Origin of the sequence: Amycolatopsis kentuckyensis (assembly GCF_041679295.1) — a bacterium.
GTDB lineage: Bacteria > Actinomycetota > Actinomycetes > Mycobacteriales > Pseudonocardiaceae > Amycolatopsis > Amycolatopsis kentuckyensis_A.
The window spans coordinates 56923-73883 of record NZ_JBGDMD010000012.1; the positions used below are offsets into that span (position 1 = coordinate 56923).

The following is a 16961-nucleotide window of genomic DNA, read 5'->3' on the forward strand; positions in this document are numbered from 1 at the left end:
CTAGTCCAGCTTTCCGGGCACGATCTGCAGGTAGATCAGGGTGATCACGAAGTTCACGACGAAGAGCATGAGGAACGTGATGACCACCGACTGGTTCACCGCGTCCCCGACGCCCTTCGGGCCGCCGGAGGGGTTCAAGCCCCGGTAGGACGCGACGACGGCGGCGATGAACCCGAAGATCAGCGCCTTGAGCTCGCCGACCCAGAGGTCGGGCAGCTGCGCGAGGGCGGAGAAGCTCGCCAGGTACGCACCCGGCGTCCCGCCCTGGAGGACGACGTTGAAGAAGTAGCCGCCGAGCACGCCGATGACGCTGACCATGCCGTTGAGCAGGAGCGCGACCAGCATCATCGCGAGGGTGCGCGGCACGATCAGCCGCTGCACCGCGGAGACGCCGAGCACCTCCATCGCGGCGATCTCTTCCCGGATGGTCCGGGCGCCGATGTCGGCGCAGACGGCGGAGCCGCCCGCGCCCGCCACCAGCAGCGCGGTGACCAGCGGGCTGGCCTGCTGCACGGTGGCGAGCACGGAGCCCGCGCCGGTGTAGGACTGCGCGCCCAGCTGGCGCGCGAGCGAACCGAACTGCAGCGAGATGACCGCGCCGAACGGGATGGCCACCAGGGCCGTCGGCAGGATGGTCACGCTCGCGATGAACCACGACTGCTGGATGAACTCCCGCAGCTGGAACGGGCGCTGGAACAGGCCGCGGATGATGTCCAGGCCGAGAGCGAACAGGTTCCCGGTCTCGCGGAGCATGCCGATCCCGGGGATCTTCGCCTGTGATGCGGGAGAGCTCACCGGCCACCTGGCCCGTTGTTCGGTGGCATCCGGTGCGTGCCGGATCTCGGGGGCTGGCCGCCGGGGATCCGCGCGACCTGGTCGGCGGGCAGCTGGCCGTGGTGCTGGTTCGGGACGCCGTCGCCCGGCCGGGCGCCCGCCGGGACCTGCTGCTGTTGCTGCTGCTGGGCGTGCGCGACCTGCCGCGGGCTGACGCCGTAGTGGCGCTGCTCCTCGGGGCTCAGGGAGGCGATGATGCTCTGCTGCGCGGCGTCCGGCAGCCGGTGCATGATCTCCATGACCCGGTCCTTGCGGCGGACCGCGCCCATCCGGGTCGGGACGCCCGGCGTCGGCTGCATCTGCGGCGGCACGCCGGAGACGTCCTCGACCCCGCCGGCGTGGTGGCCGGCGTCGAACATCGCCTGCTCGGCCGCGATCTGGGCGCTGTCCTTCTCTTCGGACATGCCGATCGGGCCCTGCATCTTGCCGTTGAGGAACTGCTTGACGACCGGCTCTTCGCTGGTCAGCAGCACCTCGCGCGGGCCGAACATGACCAGTTCCTTGCGGAAGAGCATGCCCAGGTTGTCCGGCACCGTGCGGGCCAGGTTGATGTTGTGCGTGACGATCAGGAACGTCGCGTCGATCTGCGCGTTGACGTCGAGGAACAGCTGCGAGATGTAGGTGGTGCGGACCGGGTCGAGGCCCGAGTCCGGCTCGTCGACCAGGATGATCTCCGGGTCCAGCACCAGGGCGCGGGCGAGGCCGGCGCGCTTGCGCATACCGCCGGAGATCTCGCCAGGGAGCTTCTTGTCGGCGCCGTTCAGACCGGTCATGTCGAGCTTTTCGAGGACGATCCGGCGGATTTCCGTCTCGGACTTCTTCGTGTGCTCGCGCAGCGGGAAGGCGACGTTGTCGTAGAGGTTCATCGAGCCGAACAGCGCGCCGTCCTGGAAGAGGACGCCGAAGAGCTTCCGGATCTCGTAGAGCTTGTGCTCGGAGCAGGTGACGATGTCGACACCGTTGATCACGCACCGGCCGCGGTCGGGCTTGAGCAGCCCGATCATCGACTTGAGGAACACCGACTTGCCGGTTCCCGACGGTCCGAGCATCGCCGAAACCTCGCCCGGAGGCAGGGTCAGCGTGACGTCCCGCCAGATGGCCTGCTTACCGAAGGACTTGGTCAGGCCTTCGATGACCACCTCGGCACCCATCGCACCTCCAGGAGCTGTTCCGCGTCATTGCGCCCGCTGCCACACCCATGCCACCCCATGCCGGCGGCGGGTGCGGGCCTGGCGCCCCAAGAACCCGCGTCAACCAGGTGCAACGAGCTGAGTGCGAACAGGTTACTCACCAGTTTTATTTCCTGGCCAGCCCTGGGCTCAACGTCATCCCGCCGTGATCGGCATCGGGAGGCACGGTAGCCCATTCGGGGCAATGACGCAGATCTCCGGTGCCCCAGACCCACGAATTAGGGACCCGGGGCCAATCGGACACCGCTCCTAGGGAGTTCGACGGCCCCGCAGCTCAGGAAGTCGTAGAACGCGGAACGGGCGGGCACCCGGCTGGGTACCCGCCCGTTCGCGGAGTGATGCTGCGGCGCTCGCGCGCCTGGGATCACTTGATGGAGATCTTGGCGCCCGCGGCCTCGAGCTTCTCCTTGGCGGCCTCGGCGGCCTCCTTGTCGACCTTCTCCAGGAGGGCCTTGGGAGCGGCCTCGACCAGCTCCTTGGCCTCCTTCAGGCCCAGACCGGAGACGACCTCGCGGACGACCTTGATGACCTGGATCTTCTTGTCGCCGGCGCCCTCGAGGACGACGTCGAACTCGTCCTGCTCCTCGACGGCGGCCGGGGCGGCACCGGCGGGGCCGGCGGCGGCGACGGCGACCGGCGCGGCGGCGGTCACGTCGAAGACCTCTTCGAACTCCTTCACGAACTCGGAGAGCTCGAGGAGGGTGAGCTCCTTGAAGGCGTCGATCAGCTCGGCGGTGCTCAGCTTCGCCATGATGGCTTCCTCTCAGAAAAACGAACTAGACGTTCGGGGTGGGGGTGGTTCAGCTCTCGGCGGGTGCTTCGGCTGCTTCGGTACCGGTGGCGTTGCGCTGCTTCTCCTCCAGCGCGGCAGCCAGGCGGGCGACCTGGGACGCCGGCGCCTGGAACAGCGCGGCGGCCTGGGACAGCTTCGCCTTGAACGCGCCCGCTGCCTTGGAGAGCAGGACCTCACGGCTGTCGAGATCGGCGATCTTGTTGATCTCGTCCACGGACAGCGCTTTGCCGTCCATGTAGCCGCCCTTGATCACAAGCGCGTTGTTGTCCTTCGCGAAGTCGCGAAGCGCCTTGGCGGCGTCGACCGCTTCACCCTCGACGAAGGCGATGGCGGTGGCACCGACGAACAGGTCCTCGAGCCCCGTGACGCCCGCGTCTTCCGCGGCACGCTTGACGAGGGTGTTCTTCGCGACCCGGTACTTGGCACTGGTGCCGAGAGCGCGGCGCAGCTGGGACAGCTGGGACACGGAGAGGCCGGTGTACTGGGTAACGACGGTGGCCGAGCTGTTGCGGAAGCTCTCCGCGATCTCGGCGACGGCCGCCACCTTGTCGGGCTTCGCCATGGTCGCCTCCTCTCTTGGCTAGTGTTTCCACTGGCGTCGAGGGACCCCCGAAACGACGAAACGCCCTCGCGCAAGCAGGCGCGGGGCGTTCTTCCGGCACACGTGCCGGGGCCTCGTTCCTCCTGCGCGGGCCGCCCGGCGAGATGCGGGACCTTCGTTCCCCTTGCGGGGAAAACCAGCGGTCTTCGGTAGAACCGTTCTTAACTATACGGGGTGGTTGCGCGAGGCTTCTCCCGGGGGGGGCGCCTTGACCTGCGTTTAGGGCGGCTGGGGGTTCGCCGCGGGGCCCGGGAGGGCATCATGGTGACGTGGCGGAGCAGCGCGATGACGGAAAGCCGGGCTCGGAAATCGAACCGGCGGGCTCGAACGCGCCCGCACCGGCGTCCGGCAACGCCCCCACGCCCGGCACGGGGTCGCCGGCCCTCCCCCAACCATCCGGCGGCGGGGCGCAGCCACCGATCGATCCGGACCAGCTGGAGCAGTTCCGCCAGTTCCAGCAGTTCCAGGACTACCTGCGCTTCACGCAGACCCAGCAGGGGAACCAACCGGCCCCGCCGCCGAACACCGGCGTGGTCCAGGCCCCACCGGCCGCGCAGCAGGGTGGCGCCCAGCCCCCGATGATCCCGCCGGGCTACCAGCTGGTCCCGACCGAACGCCGTCGGGCGCCGAGGTGGCTGAGCTGGCTGGGCAAGAAGGTGATCGCGTGGGTCCTGGCGATCATCATCCTCGGCGTCGCGGGAACGTGGCTGTACAACCACTTCTTCCCCAACGACGCCGGCAAGACCTCGGCCCAGCTGGCCCAGGAAGGCGGCGGGAAGTACCACACGAACCACATCTTCTCGACGAACCCGTACGAGGCCGTCCGGTTCGTGTACCACAACATCGCCCAGGGCCGGGTCGACGACGCCTGTGGCCGCTTCCAGAACGAAGGTCCGCGCGACATCCAGACCCAGTTCGCCCAGGACATCGCGCAGACGTTCCGCCAGAGCGCCGCCCAGACCGACTGCAAGAAGGCCGTCGAGTTCCTCGCCACCCAGGTGACGAACAAGAACGACTACGCCGAATCCCTGCCGTCGAGCGTCTCGGACCCGTTGCCCGGCGACACCGTGACGATCGACTCCTGCACGTTCCCCATCAGCGGCGGCCCGGCACTCGGCGTCTTCACCGTGACGAAGGTCGACAAGGGACAGTGGCTCATCACCGGCCACGCCATCGGCCCGGCGAAGTGCAGCGGAGTCCCCACCACCACGCCGACGAGCTGATCGGCTGCGCTCAGCGCAGCTGCGGAGCAGTCAAGAACGCCACCAAAGCCTCGGAGAACGCCGGCGACATCACCGCCGTCATGTGGTCCCCCGGGATCCGCACCAACCGCGCCCCCGCGATGGCCGCCGCCAGGCGCTCCGGCTCCGCCGCCAGCAGGTCCTGGTCCCCCGCCAGCACCAACGTCGGGACGCCGATCGCCGACAGCTCGAGACGACCTTCCTGCGACGCCAACGCCACCGCCGCCAACGCCTGACGGTCCCCACCAGTGGCGTCGGCCAGCAACCGGAACGGCACTCCCGACGGCGGCACCGTCGAAGGATCCTCCGCCAGCAGCGCCGAAGCGATCTCCGCCGGCTTGACCACCCGCAGGTCGACTCCACCGAAGTCGACGATCCCCGACCCCACTCCGCCCGTCGCCAGCCGGCGGATGCGCTTGTCCGAAGCCGTCGAGGACAGTGCGATGATCGCGCCCATCGAATAGCCGACCAACGACACCTCGTCCAACGCCAGCTCGTCCAGCAGCGCCGAGATGTCGCGGGCCATGCTGTCGCCCGTGTACGCCGCCTCGTCGTGGGGCTTCTCCGAACGGCCGTGGCCGCGCGCGTCCAGCGAAATCACCGTCAGGCCCGCCGAGCGCAGGGCCGCGACCACTCCCGTGGAGATCCAGTTCGCGTTCGTGTCGGCCGCGAAGCCGTGTTGCAGCAGTACCGGGTGGTGGGCGCCGTCGCCCTCCCACACCGTGTAGTTCAACCGGAGGCCGTCGAACGACGCGAAAGTCGGCATGACCTCCATGAGACACGAAGAAAGGGCGCCCCCGCAGCAAGCGGGGACGCCCTTTCCGGTGATCTCAGACTCAGACGTTCGCGTCCTCGGAAAGGAGGTTGCGGGTCCGCAGCGGGTCGACCGGGATGCCCGGGCCCATCGTGGTCGTGAAGGTGACCTTCTTCAGGTAGCGGCCCTTCGCCGACGACGGCTTGGCGCGGAGGATCTCGTCCAGCGCGGCCGCGTAGTTCTCGACCAGCTTCTCCGTGTCGAAGGAAGCCTTGCCGATCACCAGGTGCAGGTTGGCCTGCTTGTCGACGCGGAAGTTGATCTTACCGCCCTTGATGTCCTTCACGGCCTTCTCGACCGCGGGGGTCACCGTGCCGGTCTTCGGGTTCGGCATCAGGCCACGCGGGCCGAGGATGCGGGCGATGCGGCCCACCTTGGCCATCTGGTCCGGCGTCGCGATCGCGGCGTCGAAGTCGAGCCAGCCACCCTGGATGCGCTCGATCAGCTCGTCGGTGCCGACCGCGTCCGCGCCGGCGGCTTCGGCCTCGGCGGCCTTGTCGCCGACGGCGAAGACGATGACGCGGGCGGTCTTACCGGTGCCGTGCGGCAGGTTCACGGTGCCGCGGACCATCTGGTCGGCCTTGCGGGGGTCCACACCGAGACGCATCGCGACCTCGACGGTCGCGTCCATCTTGGTCTTGGAGGTCTCCTTCGCCAGCTTCGCGGCCTCGAGCGGCGCGTACAGACGCGCCTTGTCGACGAGCTCCGCAGCCTGGCGGTATGCCTTGCTGTGCTTGGTCATGCTTCTGTCCTTAATTCAAAGTGGATCAGTGTGGTGTCAGAGCCAGCACTCGGCTCTCCCACGTACTGCGTGGAACGTCAGGCGTCGACGACCGTGATGCCCATCGAACGGGCAGTGCCGGCGATGATCTTCGCGGCCTGGTCGATGTCGTGCGCGTTGAGGTCGGTCTCCTTGGTCTTGGCGATCTCGCGGACCTGGTCCCAGGTGACCTTGGCGACCTTGGTCTTGTGCGGCTCGCCGGAGCCCTTCTCCACGCCCGCGGCCTTCAGCAGCAGCTTGGCGGCCGGCGGCGTCTTCAGCTTGAAGTCGAACGACCGGTCTTCGTACACGGAGATCTCGACCGGGACGACGTCCCCGCGCTGCGACTCGGTCGCGGCGTTGTAGGCCTTGCAGAACTCCATGATGTTGACGCCGTGCTGACCCAGGGCCGGGCCGACCGGCGGCGCGGGGTTGGCCGCACCCGCCTTGATCTGCAGCTTGATGATCGCCGCAAGCTTCTTCTTCTTGGGTGGCATTTCTTTTCCTGTCCTGTACTACGTTCCCCGCGTACCTGCCGTGGACACGGGGACTGCGGCCGACCGGGCGGCCGTCAGATCTTGGAGACCTGGTTGAACGACAGCTCGACCGGGGTCTCCCGGCCGAAGATCGACACCAGGACCTTCAGCTTCTGCCCGTCGACGTTGACCTCGGAGATCGTCGCCGGCAGCGTCGCGAACGGGCCGTCCATGACCGTGACCGACTCGCCGATCTCGAAGTCGACCTCGACGGCCGGGCCGCCGAGCGGGGCCGCGGTCGTGGCGGACTCGCCCTTGCCGGCCTTCGCCGGGGCTTCGCTCTCGACCTTGGGCGCGAGGAACTTCAGCACCTCGTCCACGGTCAGCGGCGACGGCCGCGAAGTGGCGCCGACGAACCCGGTGACACCCGGCGTGTTGCGCACCGCGCTCCACGAGGCGTCGTTCAGGTCCATCCGGACCAGGATGTAGCCGGGCAGCACCTTGCGCTGCACCTGCTTGCGCTGGCCGTTCTTGATCTCGGTGACCTCTTCGGTCGGGACCTCGATCTGGAAGATGTAGTCCTCGACGTCCAGGGTCTGGGTCCGGGTCTCGAGGTTGGTCTTCACCTTGTTCTCGTAACCGGCGTACGAGTGCACGACGTACCACTCGCCGGGCGCGGCGAGCAGCTCGGCGCGCAGCTTGGCGACCGGGTCCTCGTCGTCCGCGGCGGGCTCGGCCTCGTCGGCCTCGGCCGCGACGTCTTCGTCACCGGAAGCGGCGGCTTCGTCATCGGAAGCGGCTTCGTCGACCTCGTCGGACACCTCGACGGGCTCCAGGTGCGCGGACTCCTCGTCACCGAGTGCCGCGTGCACCTGCTCGTCGGAAAGCTCGGTCAGGTCGTGACCGGCTGATGTGCCGTTGTCGGAGGTCACGTTCCGTCCTCTCAGTTGATCATTGCCGGGGTCAGGCCGGGACCTGAGCCCCATCGGCGCGCGCCGGGGCGCGTCAGCCGAAGATCTTGCCGATGCCCCACTTGAATGCCAGGTCGAGCACGCTCACCAGGGCCACCATGAACACCACGAAGGCCAGCACGACCGCGGTGTAGGTGACCATCTGCTTGCGGTTCGGCCAGATGACCTTGCGCAGCTCGGCCCAGACCTCGCGGACGAAGCGCATGAGCCGCGCGAACACGGAGGCCTTCTTCGCCTTCTGGTCCCGCTTGGGGGTCGGAGCGCCCTTCGCGTCGGAGGCGGTCTTCTCCCCCGACTTGCCGAACGGCCGGGTCTTGTCGTCCGCACGTGCCGCGGACTTGCCCGCCGGACGAGCGGTCGCACGGCGCTCACGCCGGGCAGCGGCTGTGACGGGACGGGACGTGCTGTCGGGCTTCTGCCCGGTGCCGTCCTGCTCCTGCTCGCCGCCGCTGGCGTCGCTGTCGCTCACGACCACTCCTCCGCTCCACCAGTTCCGTTACGCAGGGGTGACAGGACTTGAACCTGCAACCTGCGGTTTTGGAGACCGCTGCTCTGCCAATTGAGCTACACCCCTGTGAGGCTTCGATCACTCGAAGCCCCGTTGGACGCATTCCATCGTCCCCACCATCCAGGCGGGGATGACCGTAGTGCGTTCCAAGTCCCGAAGTCTACGGCAAGCCTCGCGAGAGCCCGCAACCGCGCCCCCCGATCGACCGCCGAACCCCGGCCGGCCTGCGGAAAACTCCCCGCCGGCCACCTGATCATGCCAGGATGTCCGCCATGACGGACAACCCGGAGTCCCGCTCACCGGTGAGCGGGACGCGGCTGGGGCTCGCGCTGCCGCAGTACGGCGCGCTCGCCGACCCCGCGGCCGTCGCGCGCTTCGCGACCGCTGCCGAGGGCTTGGGGTTCGGGTCCCTGTGGGTCGGCGACCGGATCTTGACGCCGCACGCGCCCTCGGACCTCTACCCGGGCGGCGGGACTCCGGAGCACCCGTACCCGAAGGAGTTCGAGACCTTCGCGGATCCGTTCACGACCTTGGCCACCGCGGCCGCCGTCACCCGCACGGCTCGCCTGGGGATGAGCGCGTTGACCGGGCCGGTTTATTCCCCGGTGCTGCTCGCCCGGGCGCTGACCTCGCTCGATCTCGCCAGCGGTGGGCGGCTGGACGTCGGGTTCGGGCTCGGTTGGCTGCGTGAGGAGTACTTCGCGACCGGCGTCCCGTGGGAAGGGCGTGGGAAGCGGCTCGACGCTGTGCTCGACGCGCTCGACGCCCTGTGGACCGGCGACCCGGTGGCTCACGAAGGCCCGCAGTGGCGGATCGCGCCGTCGACCGTCGGCCTGCGTCCGGTGCAGGATCCGCGGCCGCCCGTGCTGCTCGGTGGGTTCTCGCCGCCGGCGCTGGTCCGGGTCGGGCGGCGCGCGGACGGGTGGCTGGCGGGGTGGATGCCGAAGGAGTACCTGATCGGGCTCTGGTCCGTCGCCGTTGACGCGGCCGAGAAGGCCGGACGCGATCCCGGGTCCCTGCGGCGGGTGCTGCGGATCAACCCGCGGGCGGGTACCGGGGTGGAGACGGTCGCCGACGTCGCTCCCCGCCTGGACGTGGCCCGGGAGCTGGGCATCACCGAGGTCCTCGTCGATCTGCACTACGTCGCCAAGGACGTCGATCACGCTCTGGAGCTGGCTGCTGAGCTCGTGTGACGTAGATCATCGTCACTCAGCGGGGTTCGGTGGTTCCCCCTAGTCACCCGTATTGCCCACTTCGGAACCGTGCTCGCGCCGGTAGAAACGACATGTGGCCAAGAACAGTGGGGGCGGCTGCCTCGTCGTTGTGCTCGTCGTCGGTCTGCTGGCCTTCGGGTACTACAAGTGGCAGCACGGTTCTTCTTCTGCTCCGCCTGATACCGGCGCGGAGACTGGGGGCGGTACTGGGCGGTATGTCGCTCTGGGTGATTCCTATACCTCTTCGCCGCACAATGGGCGGCAGGCTGGGCCTCCCGCTGGGTGTCAGCGGTCGCTCGACAACTATCCCCATGTCGTCTCCGCGAAGCTCAAGCCTGCCGAGCTGGCTGATGTCAGCTGCAGTGGGGCTACCACCGCCAATTTGACCTCGCCTCAGAAGACTTCGGACGGTACGAACCCGGCTCAGCTCGACGCCGTGAATTCCAAGACCACGCTCGTCACGCTCGGGATCGGGGGGAACGACGTCGGGTTCATCTCCATCGCCGCTTCCTGTGCCACTGCGCATCCCTCCGGGTCGCCCTGTCGGGATCGGTTGACCGCTGGGGGTCGTGATCAGCTCGCTGAGCGGATTGATGCCGCTGCTCCGAAGGTGGGGGCTGTGCTCGACAAGATCCATTCCAAGGCGCCCAAGGCCAAGGTCGTCGTTGTCGGGTATCCGACCGTTTTGCCTGATGGGGATGGGTGTTGGCCGGTGCTTCCCGTGGGCTCCGGGGATGTTGATTACTTCCGTGGGGCGTTGGGGAAGTTGAACAAGATGCTTGAAGATCAAGCTGATGCTCATTCGGCCGGGTATGCCGATACTGCTGCTCCCAGTAAGGGGCATGATGTCTGCTCTTCGTCCGATACGCGGTGGGTTGAGGGGGTCATTCCGACTTCGCGTACCGCTCCGCTTCATCCGAATGTTCGGGGTGAGCAGGGGATGGCTGATGCTGTTCTTGGGGTTTTGAAGCTTCCGTGAGTGCTTCTCCGGCACCCCGAAGCTGTCATTGTGACTACGGCCGGCAACACCGCGTCAAGGCGGGAAAGATGCCTTGACCCGGCGCTGCCGGCCGTGTTCTGGCTTCGGATCGGGGTGCGCGGGGGTCTGGGTGCTCGTCGGTGCCTGTTCGCCCTTGACCCTCGCCTTGGGCAGTCCGCTAAACGCGCACCAGAGCTTGTGGCTTGCCCAGGACCGTCTTTCCGTCGAACTTGGCCACCAGGTCGATCCTCGCCGTTCCGTCCTCGTTGATCGCTCCGACCTTGCCCGAGAACTCCACCAATGCGCCTTCGGGCGTGTTGGGGACCACCACTGGCCTCGTGAAGCGGGCGCTCAAGTCGATCAACCTCGCCGGGTCGCCCAGCCAGTCCGTCACCACTCTTCCCGCCAGGGCCATCGTCAGCATCCCGTGGGCGATCACGTCCGGGAGTCCCACCTCTTTCGCGAACGCCTCGTTCCAGTGGATCGGGTTGAAGTCCAGGGACGCTCCCGCGTAGCGGACCAGCTGGTCGCGCGTCACCCTCACCTCGATCGTAGGCAGCTCGTCGCCGATGTTCACGCGTCCTCCCCCCGGACCACCAGCTGGGCCCTCGTCGTGGCGATGTGCTCGCCCTCGCCGTCGACGATCTCGGCTCGCAGGTTGATGAAGTCGTTGCCCGCCCGGGCCATGATCTTGTCGATGTGCGTCGTCAGCAGCAGGCGGTCGCCGACCCGGACCGGGCGGCTGTAGCTGAACTGCTGGTCACCGTGGACCATCCGGGAGTAGTCCAGCCCCAGCTCCGGGTCCGTCACGATCGCGTTGATCGCCGCCAGGTTGACGATCGTGATGAACGTCGGGGGCGCGATCACGTCCGGGTGGCCGGCGGCTTTCGCGGCTTCGGGGTCGCGGTAGACCGGGTTCGCGTCGCCGATCGCGTCGGCGAACTCGCGGATCTTCTCCCGGCTCACTTCGTAGCTGGTCTGCGGCGGGTACGCCCGCCCGGTGAACGACTCGTCCAAAGGCACCCGGAGAGGCTACCAACAGCGAAGAGCCGCCCTGGTGGTCCAGGGCGGCTCTTCGAAGCTGGTGTGAACGCGCTACGTCAGCGGGTTTCCTTGTGCGTCCGGTGCGTACCGCAGTTCGGGCAGAACTTCTTCATCTCCAGGCGATCCGGGTTGTTGCGCCGGTTCTTCTTGGTGATGTAGTTGCGGTGCTTGCACTCTTCGCACGCCAGCGTGATCTTGGGTCGCACGTCGGTGGCAGCCACAGCGTTTCCTTCTCTCTCAGGTCCGGGGGCCAGCCCCGTCGTTACCGCGTAGCGGTGGCCGGACTTGAACCGGCGACACAGCGATTATGAGCCGCTTGCTCTGCCAACTGAGCTACACCGCCCTTACATGACCCAAGCCGCGACACGCAGGCGTGACGCGGCTGAGGTCGAGAGCCCCTTTACGGAATCGAACCGTAGACCTTCTCCTTACCATGGAGACGCTCTGCCGACTGAGCTAAAGGGGCCTGCCTCTCGCGAGGACTTGGAAAGATTAGCAAGGACCGTCACCCGCCCGTGCAACCGGGGTCCCCTTAGCACAAAACCTCAGGTCAGCAGGGTAAGCACGGTCTCCGAGTGGCGTCCCGGCGAGCGCGCCGTGCGGGCCTGCAGCCACGCCTCCAGGCGGTCCTCCGGCAGCGGTCGCGAGATCAAGTAGCCCTGGGCGACGTCGCAGCCCATCGCCTCGAGCTGGTCGCGGGCCACGTCCTCCTCGACGCCTTCCGCGACCACCGTCAGGCCGAGCGAGTGGCCCAGCTCGACGATCGAGCGGACCACCGCGAGGTCGCCGAGGTCGGTGCCCATGCCGAGGACGAAGCTCTTGTCGATCTTGACCTGGTCGACCGGCAGCTGCCGCAGGTACGCCAGCGACGAGTAGCCCGTGCCGAAGTCGTCCACCGCGAGCGTGATGCCCAGCGAGTGCAGCTCGCGGAGGATCGGCAGCGCCTTCTGCGGGTCGGACATCACGCCGGACTCGGTCAGCTCGAACGTCAGCAGCTCCGGCGGGATGCCGTAGTGCTCCAGTTCGCGGGCCACCTTGTTCGGGAAGTCCTCGTCGGCCAGGTTGCGCACCGACAGGTTGACCGCGACCGAGATCCGCAGGCCCTCGTCGAGCCACTTGCGGCAGCGCTTGAGCGCCTCGCCGAGCACGAAACCCGTCAGGACGCCGATCAGGCCGGCCGCCTCGATGGCCGGGACGAACTCGTCCGGGCCGAGCCTGCCGAACTCCGGGTGCACCCAGCGGACCAGCGCCTCGACGCCCTGCACCTGGCGGTTCGGCAGGGTGATCTTCGGCTGGTAGTGCACGCTGACCTGGCCGTCCTCGAGGGACTGCCGGAACTGCGTGACCATCTGGAAGCGGCGCAGGAAGATCTGCCCCATGCTCGGCACGTAGCCGCGGACCTCTTCGCCGCCCTTCGTCGCGCGGACGGCGACGTCGGCGCGCTGCAGCAGGCCTTCGATGTCGACGACGTCGCCGGATTCCTCGGGCGTCGTCGTCGCGTAGCCGATCATCGCGTTCGCCTCGACCGACAGCCGGTCCACCGGGTACGGCGCGGAAAGCTCCTCGCGCAGCCGTTCCGCCGCCGCGTGGGCGTCCTCCGGCGGGCAGCCGACCAGCAGCGCCGCGAAGGACGCGCCTTCGAGGCGGGCGAGCGGGACGTCGGGGCCGAGCGCGTCGCGGATGCGGCGGCCGGCGGCGATCACCATCCGGTCGGCCCACGCGTACCCCAGCGCGTCGCTGACCGTCGAGAAGACGTCGAGGTCGATCCGCAGCACGACGGCGTTCGCGAAGTCCCGCAACGGTTCCTTCGCCACCTGCCGGAAGCCCGGCCGGTTGAGGTGCCCGGTGAGCGGGTCGTGGTAGGCGTCGTGGCGCAGCGTGGCGAGCAGGCGGCGGTTGTCCAGCGACGTCGCCAGGTGGCTGGCCATCGTCCCGAGCAGCTGGACGTCGTACTTGCCGAACCCGCGCCAGCGGGACAGCCGGTCGTGCGCCTCGACGACGCCGAGCAGCTGGTTCGCGCTGCGCAGCGGCACGACGAGCGCCTCCTGCGCGCCGCGGTCGAGCAGCGCCGCGCGGACGTCGGGGTTGGCTTCGGTGATCCGGAAGTGCCGGACGTGTGCGCCGGGCAGGCGCAGCAGCGGGTCGTCGGCGGCCGGGTCGGCGGGCGGCAGGTCGTCGCCGGCGACGACGACGCGCATGGCGTCCTTCGGCTCGAGCCGCAGTCTCAGCACGACGCGGCCGGCGGCCAGCTGGTCCTTGATGCGCTCGGCGATCGTGGCCCACTCGCGGACGTCGACGCCGCCGACGAGCTCGTCGGCGCGGCTGGCCGGGCGCGCCGCGGCCTGCTGGCCCGAGCGGGCGACCATCAAGCTGACGTCGGACAGCGCTTCCATGTCCCGCTGCTCGCGCAGCAGGTCGGAGTAGGCCCAGTACAGCGCGGTCAGACCGAGGAACACGGCGAGCACCAGCGGCCACGCCTTGGGCGTGTTCGAAATGACGAGGTAGCCGGACAGGCCGACGGAGGCGTTGACGAACCCGACGACCAGGATCCGCGCGGTGAGCCGGACGGCGGTGCTGACCCGCATCCGGCGCCGCAGGACGCGGACCGCGGCCAGCGCGAGCAGCGTGCTCACCAGCGGCGCGGTCAGGGTGCCCGCCAGCGCGGCGACCCACGGGATCTTGTCGCCCGCCCCGGCGCCGACGGCGACCTTCACCAGCCCGGCGACCCCGAAGGCGCCGGTGATCTCGAGCAGGAACGCGCCCGCGTTGTAGAGGACGCGGCCGGCGACCTTGCGCGCGAGCAGCGTGCCGATGCCGGCGACCAGGTGCGCGGCCAGCACGACTTCGAACGGCGCGACGAAGAACCCGATGACGAGCGGGATTTCGGTGAACGAGATCGTCCACGAGATGCCGCTGCGGACGTCGACGTTGATGCCGAGCTGTTCGGCGAGCAGGAACGCGACCGCGAGCACCGGGCCGATCCAGAGGAGCCTGCTGTCCCAGTGGAACGGCAGCCAGGAGCCGACGGCGAACGCGGCGACGAGCCCGATGCTCAGGACGGCGAAGGTGTACGCGCGGAACCGGCGTTCGTCGGTGCGGGCTTCGGCGGAGACGGGCGGTGTCCCGGAAGCGGCTCCCGGCCCGGGCTGCGCCTGCGCTACGGCGTCGCCGTGGGCGTTGGTGTCCGGCATCCGACCTTCCCTCCCGGCTTGTCCACCGGTACTGATCCGTGACTTCGGGTGTGGACAAGGGCCATACCGTACCCCGTAGGGCGTACCCGTGTCCCTTTCGAGACAGTAGGAGATCACCCCAGGGTTAACAATGCCTCGATGGCGCTGACCTGCGTGGACCAAGGGGTGAAACAACGGGTGCACAAGCAGGGGTAAGTCCCCTGCACGCAGCGGCCCGGGTAGCGCTTCAATGAACCCATGCACAGCGACGTGATAGCCACCGAACACGCGGCCCGGCTCGCGGCGGTGGATCCCCTGCTCCCCGGTTCTTCTCCCTTCGAAGCGGCGGAAAGCGCGGTGGTGCTGGAGGTCGCGACCGGCGGCTCGGCCGCCTCCGGCCTCGCCTCGCGCATCCAGGTCGACCAGGACGCGCCGAACGCGCCGTGGCGGGCGCTGACCGAGCACCGGCTCGACCTCCAGCTGGCCGGCCCGCAGCCGGCGGCCGCCCTCGACGCGCTCCTCACCCGATGGGATGAACATCTGCGCGCGGTCGCCGAGCGCGGCGACACCGAGACCGCGGCGATCGTCCCGCGCGCGAGCCGGGACGCCGCCGGTACGCGGGAAATGCTGCACCACGGGTTCGCCCCGCTGCGGGTGATCGCGGTCCGCCCGGCGGACCGGATGATCCCGGCCGGCCCGCGCGGCACGCCCGGCGTCAAGATCCGCCGCGCCGAGCCCGGCGACCTCGAAACCGCCGTCGCGCTGGGCCTGGAGCTGCACACCTTCGACGCGCAGTACGGCACGGTCAACTTCCGCAAGGGCATCGAGGACATCATGGCCAAGGACCTCGCCGAGCAGCTGAACCGGCCGGAGCCGCCGCTGTGGATCGCCGAGCTGTACGGCCGTCCGCTCGGCATGGTGAACGTCCAGCACCCCGGCGAGACCGCCTGGATCAGCGACCGCGTCAAGGCGTCCCGCGTCGGCTACCTCTCTTCGCTGGCCGTCGCGGAGACCGCGCGGTCGTCCGGTGTCGGTACCGCGCTGGCCGCGCACGCCCACCACGTCCTGGACGAGGAAGGCGCCGACGTCGTCCTCCTCCACCACGCGGCGGCGAACCCGCTGTCGACGCCGTTCTGGTACGCGCAGGGGTACCGCCCGCTGTGGACGTACTGGCAGCGCCGGCCGGCCGTCCGCTGAACGACTGGCGGCTTACCCCGCGGGGTCCGTCCTTATAGGCTTGCCCCGGGAGCAGCGAGGGGAGCCGGAAGTGACCGACCAGCGCGATTCGGCGCCGAGAGCACCTGAAGGCGTCGACACCGAGAAGCCGTCCGCGGCCCGGATCTACGACTGGTACCTGGGCGGCACGCAGAACTGGGCCGTGGACCGCGAGTTCGGCAGGCGCATGGAGCAGCAGTGGCCGCTCGTGCGCCCCGGCTCGAAGCAGAACCGCGAGTTCATGAACCGCGCGGTCCGGGCGGCGCTGCGGGCCGGCATCCGCCAGTTCATCGACCTCGGCTCCGGCGTCCCGACGGCGGGCAACGTCCACGAGGTCGTCGAGGCGGAGCTGCCCGAGGACCACGACGCGAAGGTCGTGTACGTCGACTACGAGCCGGTCGCGGTCGCGCACGCGACGCTGATCCTCGAAGAGGAGATGGCGACGGACTGGGCGGGCATCGTCCAGGCCGACATGCGCGACGCGAAGTCCGTGCTGCGCGCCGAAGAGACGAAGCGGCTCATCGACTTCTCGCAGCCGGTCTGCCTGATGATGATGGCGGTCCTGCACTTCGTGGGCCCGGACGACGACCCCATCGGCCTGCTGAAGGCCTACCGCGACAAGCTCGCGCCGGGCAGCTGGCTGGCGATCTCGCAGATGAGCGAGGGCGACGGGGAAGGCGAGGCGCTGGCCGGGCTGCGCTGGTTCGTCGAGCAGTACCGCAAGACGAGCAACCCGGTGTGGCTTCGCGACCGCGACGAGATCGAGCCCCTGTTCGGCGACTGGGAGATCATGGAGCCGGGGATCGTGCACCTGCCGGACTGGCGGCCGGACCGGAAGCTGAACGCGTTGGAGGCCGAGGCACGGCCGTTCGCGTGGTGTGGCATCGGAGTCAAGCCAGGCGCCTGAGCGAAGGAGCGGTGTCCACCCCGCGCGCCGCGGAGGTGAAGCGGTCCATCGATGCCTACCGCGACACGTCGAACCCGGCGTGGCTGCGGTCGGACCTCGAGCTGCTCCAGTGGTTCGGCGGCTGGCCGCTGCTCGCGTCGGGGAATTGCCGGACTGACCCGGAGGAGCCGCGAACCCCGATCGACGCGGCCGTTCGCCTGGTGCGGCATCGGAGTCAAGCCAGGCGCCTGACCTGCGGTTTCCC

18 protein-coding genes and 3 tRNA genes are annotated in these 16961 nt (G+C 68.9%); 5 read left to right on the forward strand and 16 right to left on the reverse strand.

Going from position 1 to position 16961, the window contains the following annotated elements:
* The 4 genes from ACERZO_RS40360 to rplJ all read right to left on the reverse strand — a co-directional run bounded on the left by ACERZO_RS40360 (position 1) and on the right by rplJ (position 3379).
* Complete coding sequence (locus ACERZO_RS40360) at positions 1–753, reverse strand: MlaE family ABC transporter permease (RefSeq protein ID WP_086675527.1); 753 nt, start codon at positions 751–753, stop codon at positions 1–3.
* A gap of 38 nt (positions 754–791) precedes the next feature.
* Positions 792–1985: an ABC transporter ATP-binding protein gene (locus tag ACERZO_RS40365; protein WP_372671269.1), complete on the reverse strand. Its 1194-nt coding sequence runs from the start codon at positions 1983–1985 to the stop codon at positions 792–794.
* A gap of 403 nt (positions 1986–2388) precedes the next feature.
* Entirely contained in the window at positions 2389–2775 is a 387-nt protein-coding gene (gene rplL / locus ACERZO_RS40370) for a 50S ribosomal protein L7/L12 (RefSeq protein WP_086675529.1), read from the reverse strand.
* A gap of 49 nt (positions 2776–2824) precedes the next feature.
* Positions 2825–3379 (reverse strand): 50S ribosomal protein L10, encoded by a 555-nt coding sequence (gene rplJ / locus ACERZO_RS40375; protein ID WP_372671270.1) that lies wholly within the window; start codon positions 3377–3379, stop codon positions 2825–2827.
* A 308-nt stretch (positions 3380–3687) separates the two neighbouring features.
* Here rplJ and ACERZO_RS40380 point away from each other — a divergent pair, with 308 nt between their 5' ends.
* Positions 3688–4641, forward strand: coding sequence for a hypothetical protein (locus tag ACERZO_RS40380; protein ID WP_372671271.1), 954 nt, complete (start codon positions 3688–3690; stop codon positions 4639–4641).
* A 10-nt stretch (positions 4642–4651) separates the two neighbouring features.
* Here the strand turns inward: ACERZO_RS40380 and ACERZO_RS40385 are convergent, their stop codons facing one another.
* The 6 genes from ACERZO_RS40385 to ACERZO_RS40410 form a co-directional block, all read right to left on the reverse strand.
* Positions 4652–5425 (reverse strand): alpha/beta fold hydrolase, encoded by a 774-nt coding sequence (locus ACERZO_RS40385; RefSeq protein WP_372671272.1) that lies wholly within the window; start codon positions 5423–5425, stop codon positions 4652–4654.
* Between the two features lie 70 nt (positions 5426–5495).
* Positions 5496–6215, reverse strand: coding sequence for a 50S ribosomal protein L1 (rplA, locus tag ACERZO_RS40390; protein WP_372671273.1), 720 nt, complete (start codon positions 6213–6215; stop codon positions 5496–5498).
* Positions 6216–6292: 77 nt separating this feature from the next.
* On the reverse strand, positions 6293–6730 hold the full coding sequence (rplK, locus tag ACERZO_RS40395; RefSeq protein WP_043781763.1) for a 50S ribosomal protein L11: 438 nt from the start codon (positions 6728–6730) through the stop codon (positions 6293–6295).
* Between the two features lie 74 nt (positions 6731–6804).
* Positions 6805–7641: a transcription termination/antitermination protein NusG gene (gene nusG / locus ACERZO_RS40400; RefSeq protein ID WP_372671274.1), complete on the reverse strand. Its 837-nt coding sequence runs from the start codon at positions 7639–7641 to the stop codon at positions 6805–6807.
* A 73-nt stretch (positions 7642–7714) separates the two neighbouring features.
* The gene (gene secE / locus ACERZO_RS40405; protein WP_372671275.1) at positions 7715–8155 is read right to left on the reverse strand and encodes a preprotein translocase subunit SecE; all 441 of its coding nucleotides are present in this window, start codon (positions 8153–8155) and stop codon (positions 7715–7717) included.
* A gap of 26 nt (positions 8156–8181) precedes the next feature.
* Positions 8182–8254: transfer RNA gene (locus tag ACERZO_RS40410), tRNA-Trp, on the reverse strand.
* A gap of 197 nt (positions 8255–8451) precedes the next feature.
* Here ACERZO_RS40410 and ACERZO_RS40415 point away from each other — a divergent pair.
* The gene (locus tag ACERZO_RS40415) at positions 8452–9381 is read left to right on the forward strand and encodes a TIGR03619 family F420-dependent LLM class oxidoreductase (RefSeq protein WP_372671276.1); all 930 of its coding nucleotides are present in this window, start codon (positions 8452–8454) and stop codon (positions 9379–9381) included.
* Between the two features lie 94 nt (positions 9382–9475).
* Positions 9476–10381 (forward strand): SGNH/GDSL hydrolase family protein, encoded by a 906-nt coding sequence (locus ACERZO_RS40420; protein WP_372671277.1) that lies wholly within the window; start codon positions 9476–9478, stop codon positions 10379–10381.
* A 178-nt stretch (positions 10382–10559) separates the two neighbouring features.
* Here ACERZO_RS40420 and ACERZO_RS40425 read toward each other — a convergent pair whose 3' ends face one another.
* The 6 genes from ACERZO_RS40425 to ACERZO_RS40450 all read right to left on the reverse strand — a co-directional run bounded on the left by ACERZO_RS40425 (position 10560) and on the right by ACERZO_RS40450 (position 14616).
* Positions 10560–10958 (reverse strand): MaoC family dehydratase, encoded by a 399-nt coding sequence (locus ACERZO_RS40425; protein WP_372671278.1) that lies wholly within the window; start codon positions 10956–10958, stop codon positions 10560–10562.
* Positions 10955–11404: a MaoC family dehydratase N-terminal domain-containing protein gene (locus ACERZO_RS40430; RefSeq protein ID WP_372671279.1), complete on the reverse strand. Its 450-nt coding sequence runs from the start codon at positions 11402–11404 to the stop codon at positions 10955–10957. The genes ACERZO_RS40425 and ACERZO_RS40430 overlap by 4 nt, the downstream gene beginning before the upstream one ends.
* A gap of 77 nt (positions 11405–11481) precedes the next feature.
* Positions 11482–11646 (reverse strand): 50S ribosomal protein L33, encoded by a 165-nt coding sequence (gene rpmG / locus ACERZO_RS40435; protein ID WP_005152047.1) that lies wholly within the window; start codon positions 11644–11646, stop codon positions 11482–11484.
* Between the two features lie 49 nt (positions 11647–11695).
* Positions 11696–11768 (reverse strand) — tRNA-Met (locus ACERZO_RS40440).
* Positions 11769–11818: 50 nt separating this feature from the next.
* Positions 11819–11891, reverse strand: a tRNA-Thr gene (locus ACERZO_RS40445).
* Between the two features lie 79 nt (positions 11892–11970).
* Complete coding sequence (locus ACERZO_RS40450) at positions 11971–14616, reverse strand: putative bifunctional diguanylate cyclase/phosphodiesterase (RefSeq protein ID WP_372671280.1); 2646 nt, start codon at positions 14614–14616, stop codon at positions 11971–11973.
* A gap of 237 nt (positions 14617–14853) precedes the next feature.
* Between ACERZO_RS40450 and ACERZO_RS40455 the strand changes: the two genes are divergently transcribed.
* Together ACERZO_RS40455 and ACERZO_RS40460 are read left to right on the forward strand one after the other, a co-directional pair.
* Complete coding sequence (locus ACERZO_RS40455) at positions 14854–15792, forward strand: GNAT family N-acetyltransferase (protein ID WP_372671281.1); 939 nt, start codon at positions 14854–14856, stop codon at positions 15790–15792.
* Positions 15793–15862: 70 nt separating this feature from the next.
* Positions 15863–16717, forward strand: a complete 855-nt coding sequence (locus tag ACERZO_RS40460) for an SAM-dependent methyltransferase (protein ID WP_372671282.1) — start codon at positions 15863–15865, stop codon at positions 16715–16717.
* Positions 16718–16961 lie beyond the last annotated feature (244 nt).

Coding starts and splice junctions, on each gene's coding strand:
- ACERZO_RS40360 (WP_086675527.1), bottom strand. CDS start 753: ATGCTCCGCGAGACCGGGAACCTGTTCGCTCTCGGCCTGGACATCATC.
- ACERZO_RS40365 (WP_372671269.1), bottom strand. CDS start 1,985: ATGGGTGCCGAGGTGGTCATCGAAGGCCTGACCAAGTCCTTCGGTAAG.
- rplL (WP_086675529.1), bottom strand. CDS start 2,775: ATGGCGAAGCTGAGCACCGCCGAGCTGATCGACGCCTTCAAGGAGCTC.
- rplJ (WP_372671270.1), bottom strand. CDS start 3,379: ATGGCGAAGCCCGACAAGGTGGCGGCCGTCGCCGAGATCGCGGAGAGC.
- ACERZO_RS40385 (WP_372671272.1), bottom strand. CDS start 5,425: ATGCCGACTTTCGCGTCGTTCGACGGCCTCCGGTTGAACTACACGGTG.
- rplA (WP_372671273.1), bottom strand. CDS start 6,215: ATGACCAAGCACAGCAAGGCATACCGCCAGGCTGCGGAGCTCGTCGAC.
- rplK (WP_043781763.1), bottom strand. CDS start 6,730: ATGCCACCCAAGAAGAAGAAGCTTGCGGCGATCATCAAGCTGCAGATC.
- ACERZO_RS40415 (WP_372671276.1), top strand. CDS start 8,452: ATGTCCGCCATGACGGACAACCCGGAGTCCCGCTCACCGGTGAGCGGG.
- ACERZO_RS40450 (WP_372671280.1), bottom strand. CDS start 14,616: ATGCCGGACACCAACGCCCACGGCGACGCCGTAGCGCAGGCGCAGCCC.
- ACERZO_RS40455 (WP_372671281.1), top strand. CDS start 14,854: ATGCACAGCGACGTGATAGCCACCGAACACGCGGCCCGGCTCGCGGCG.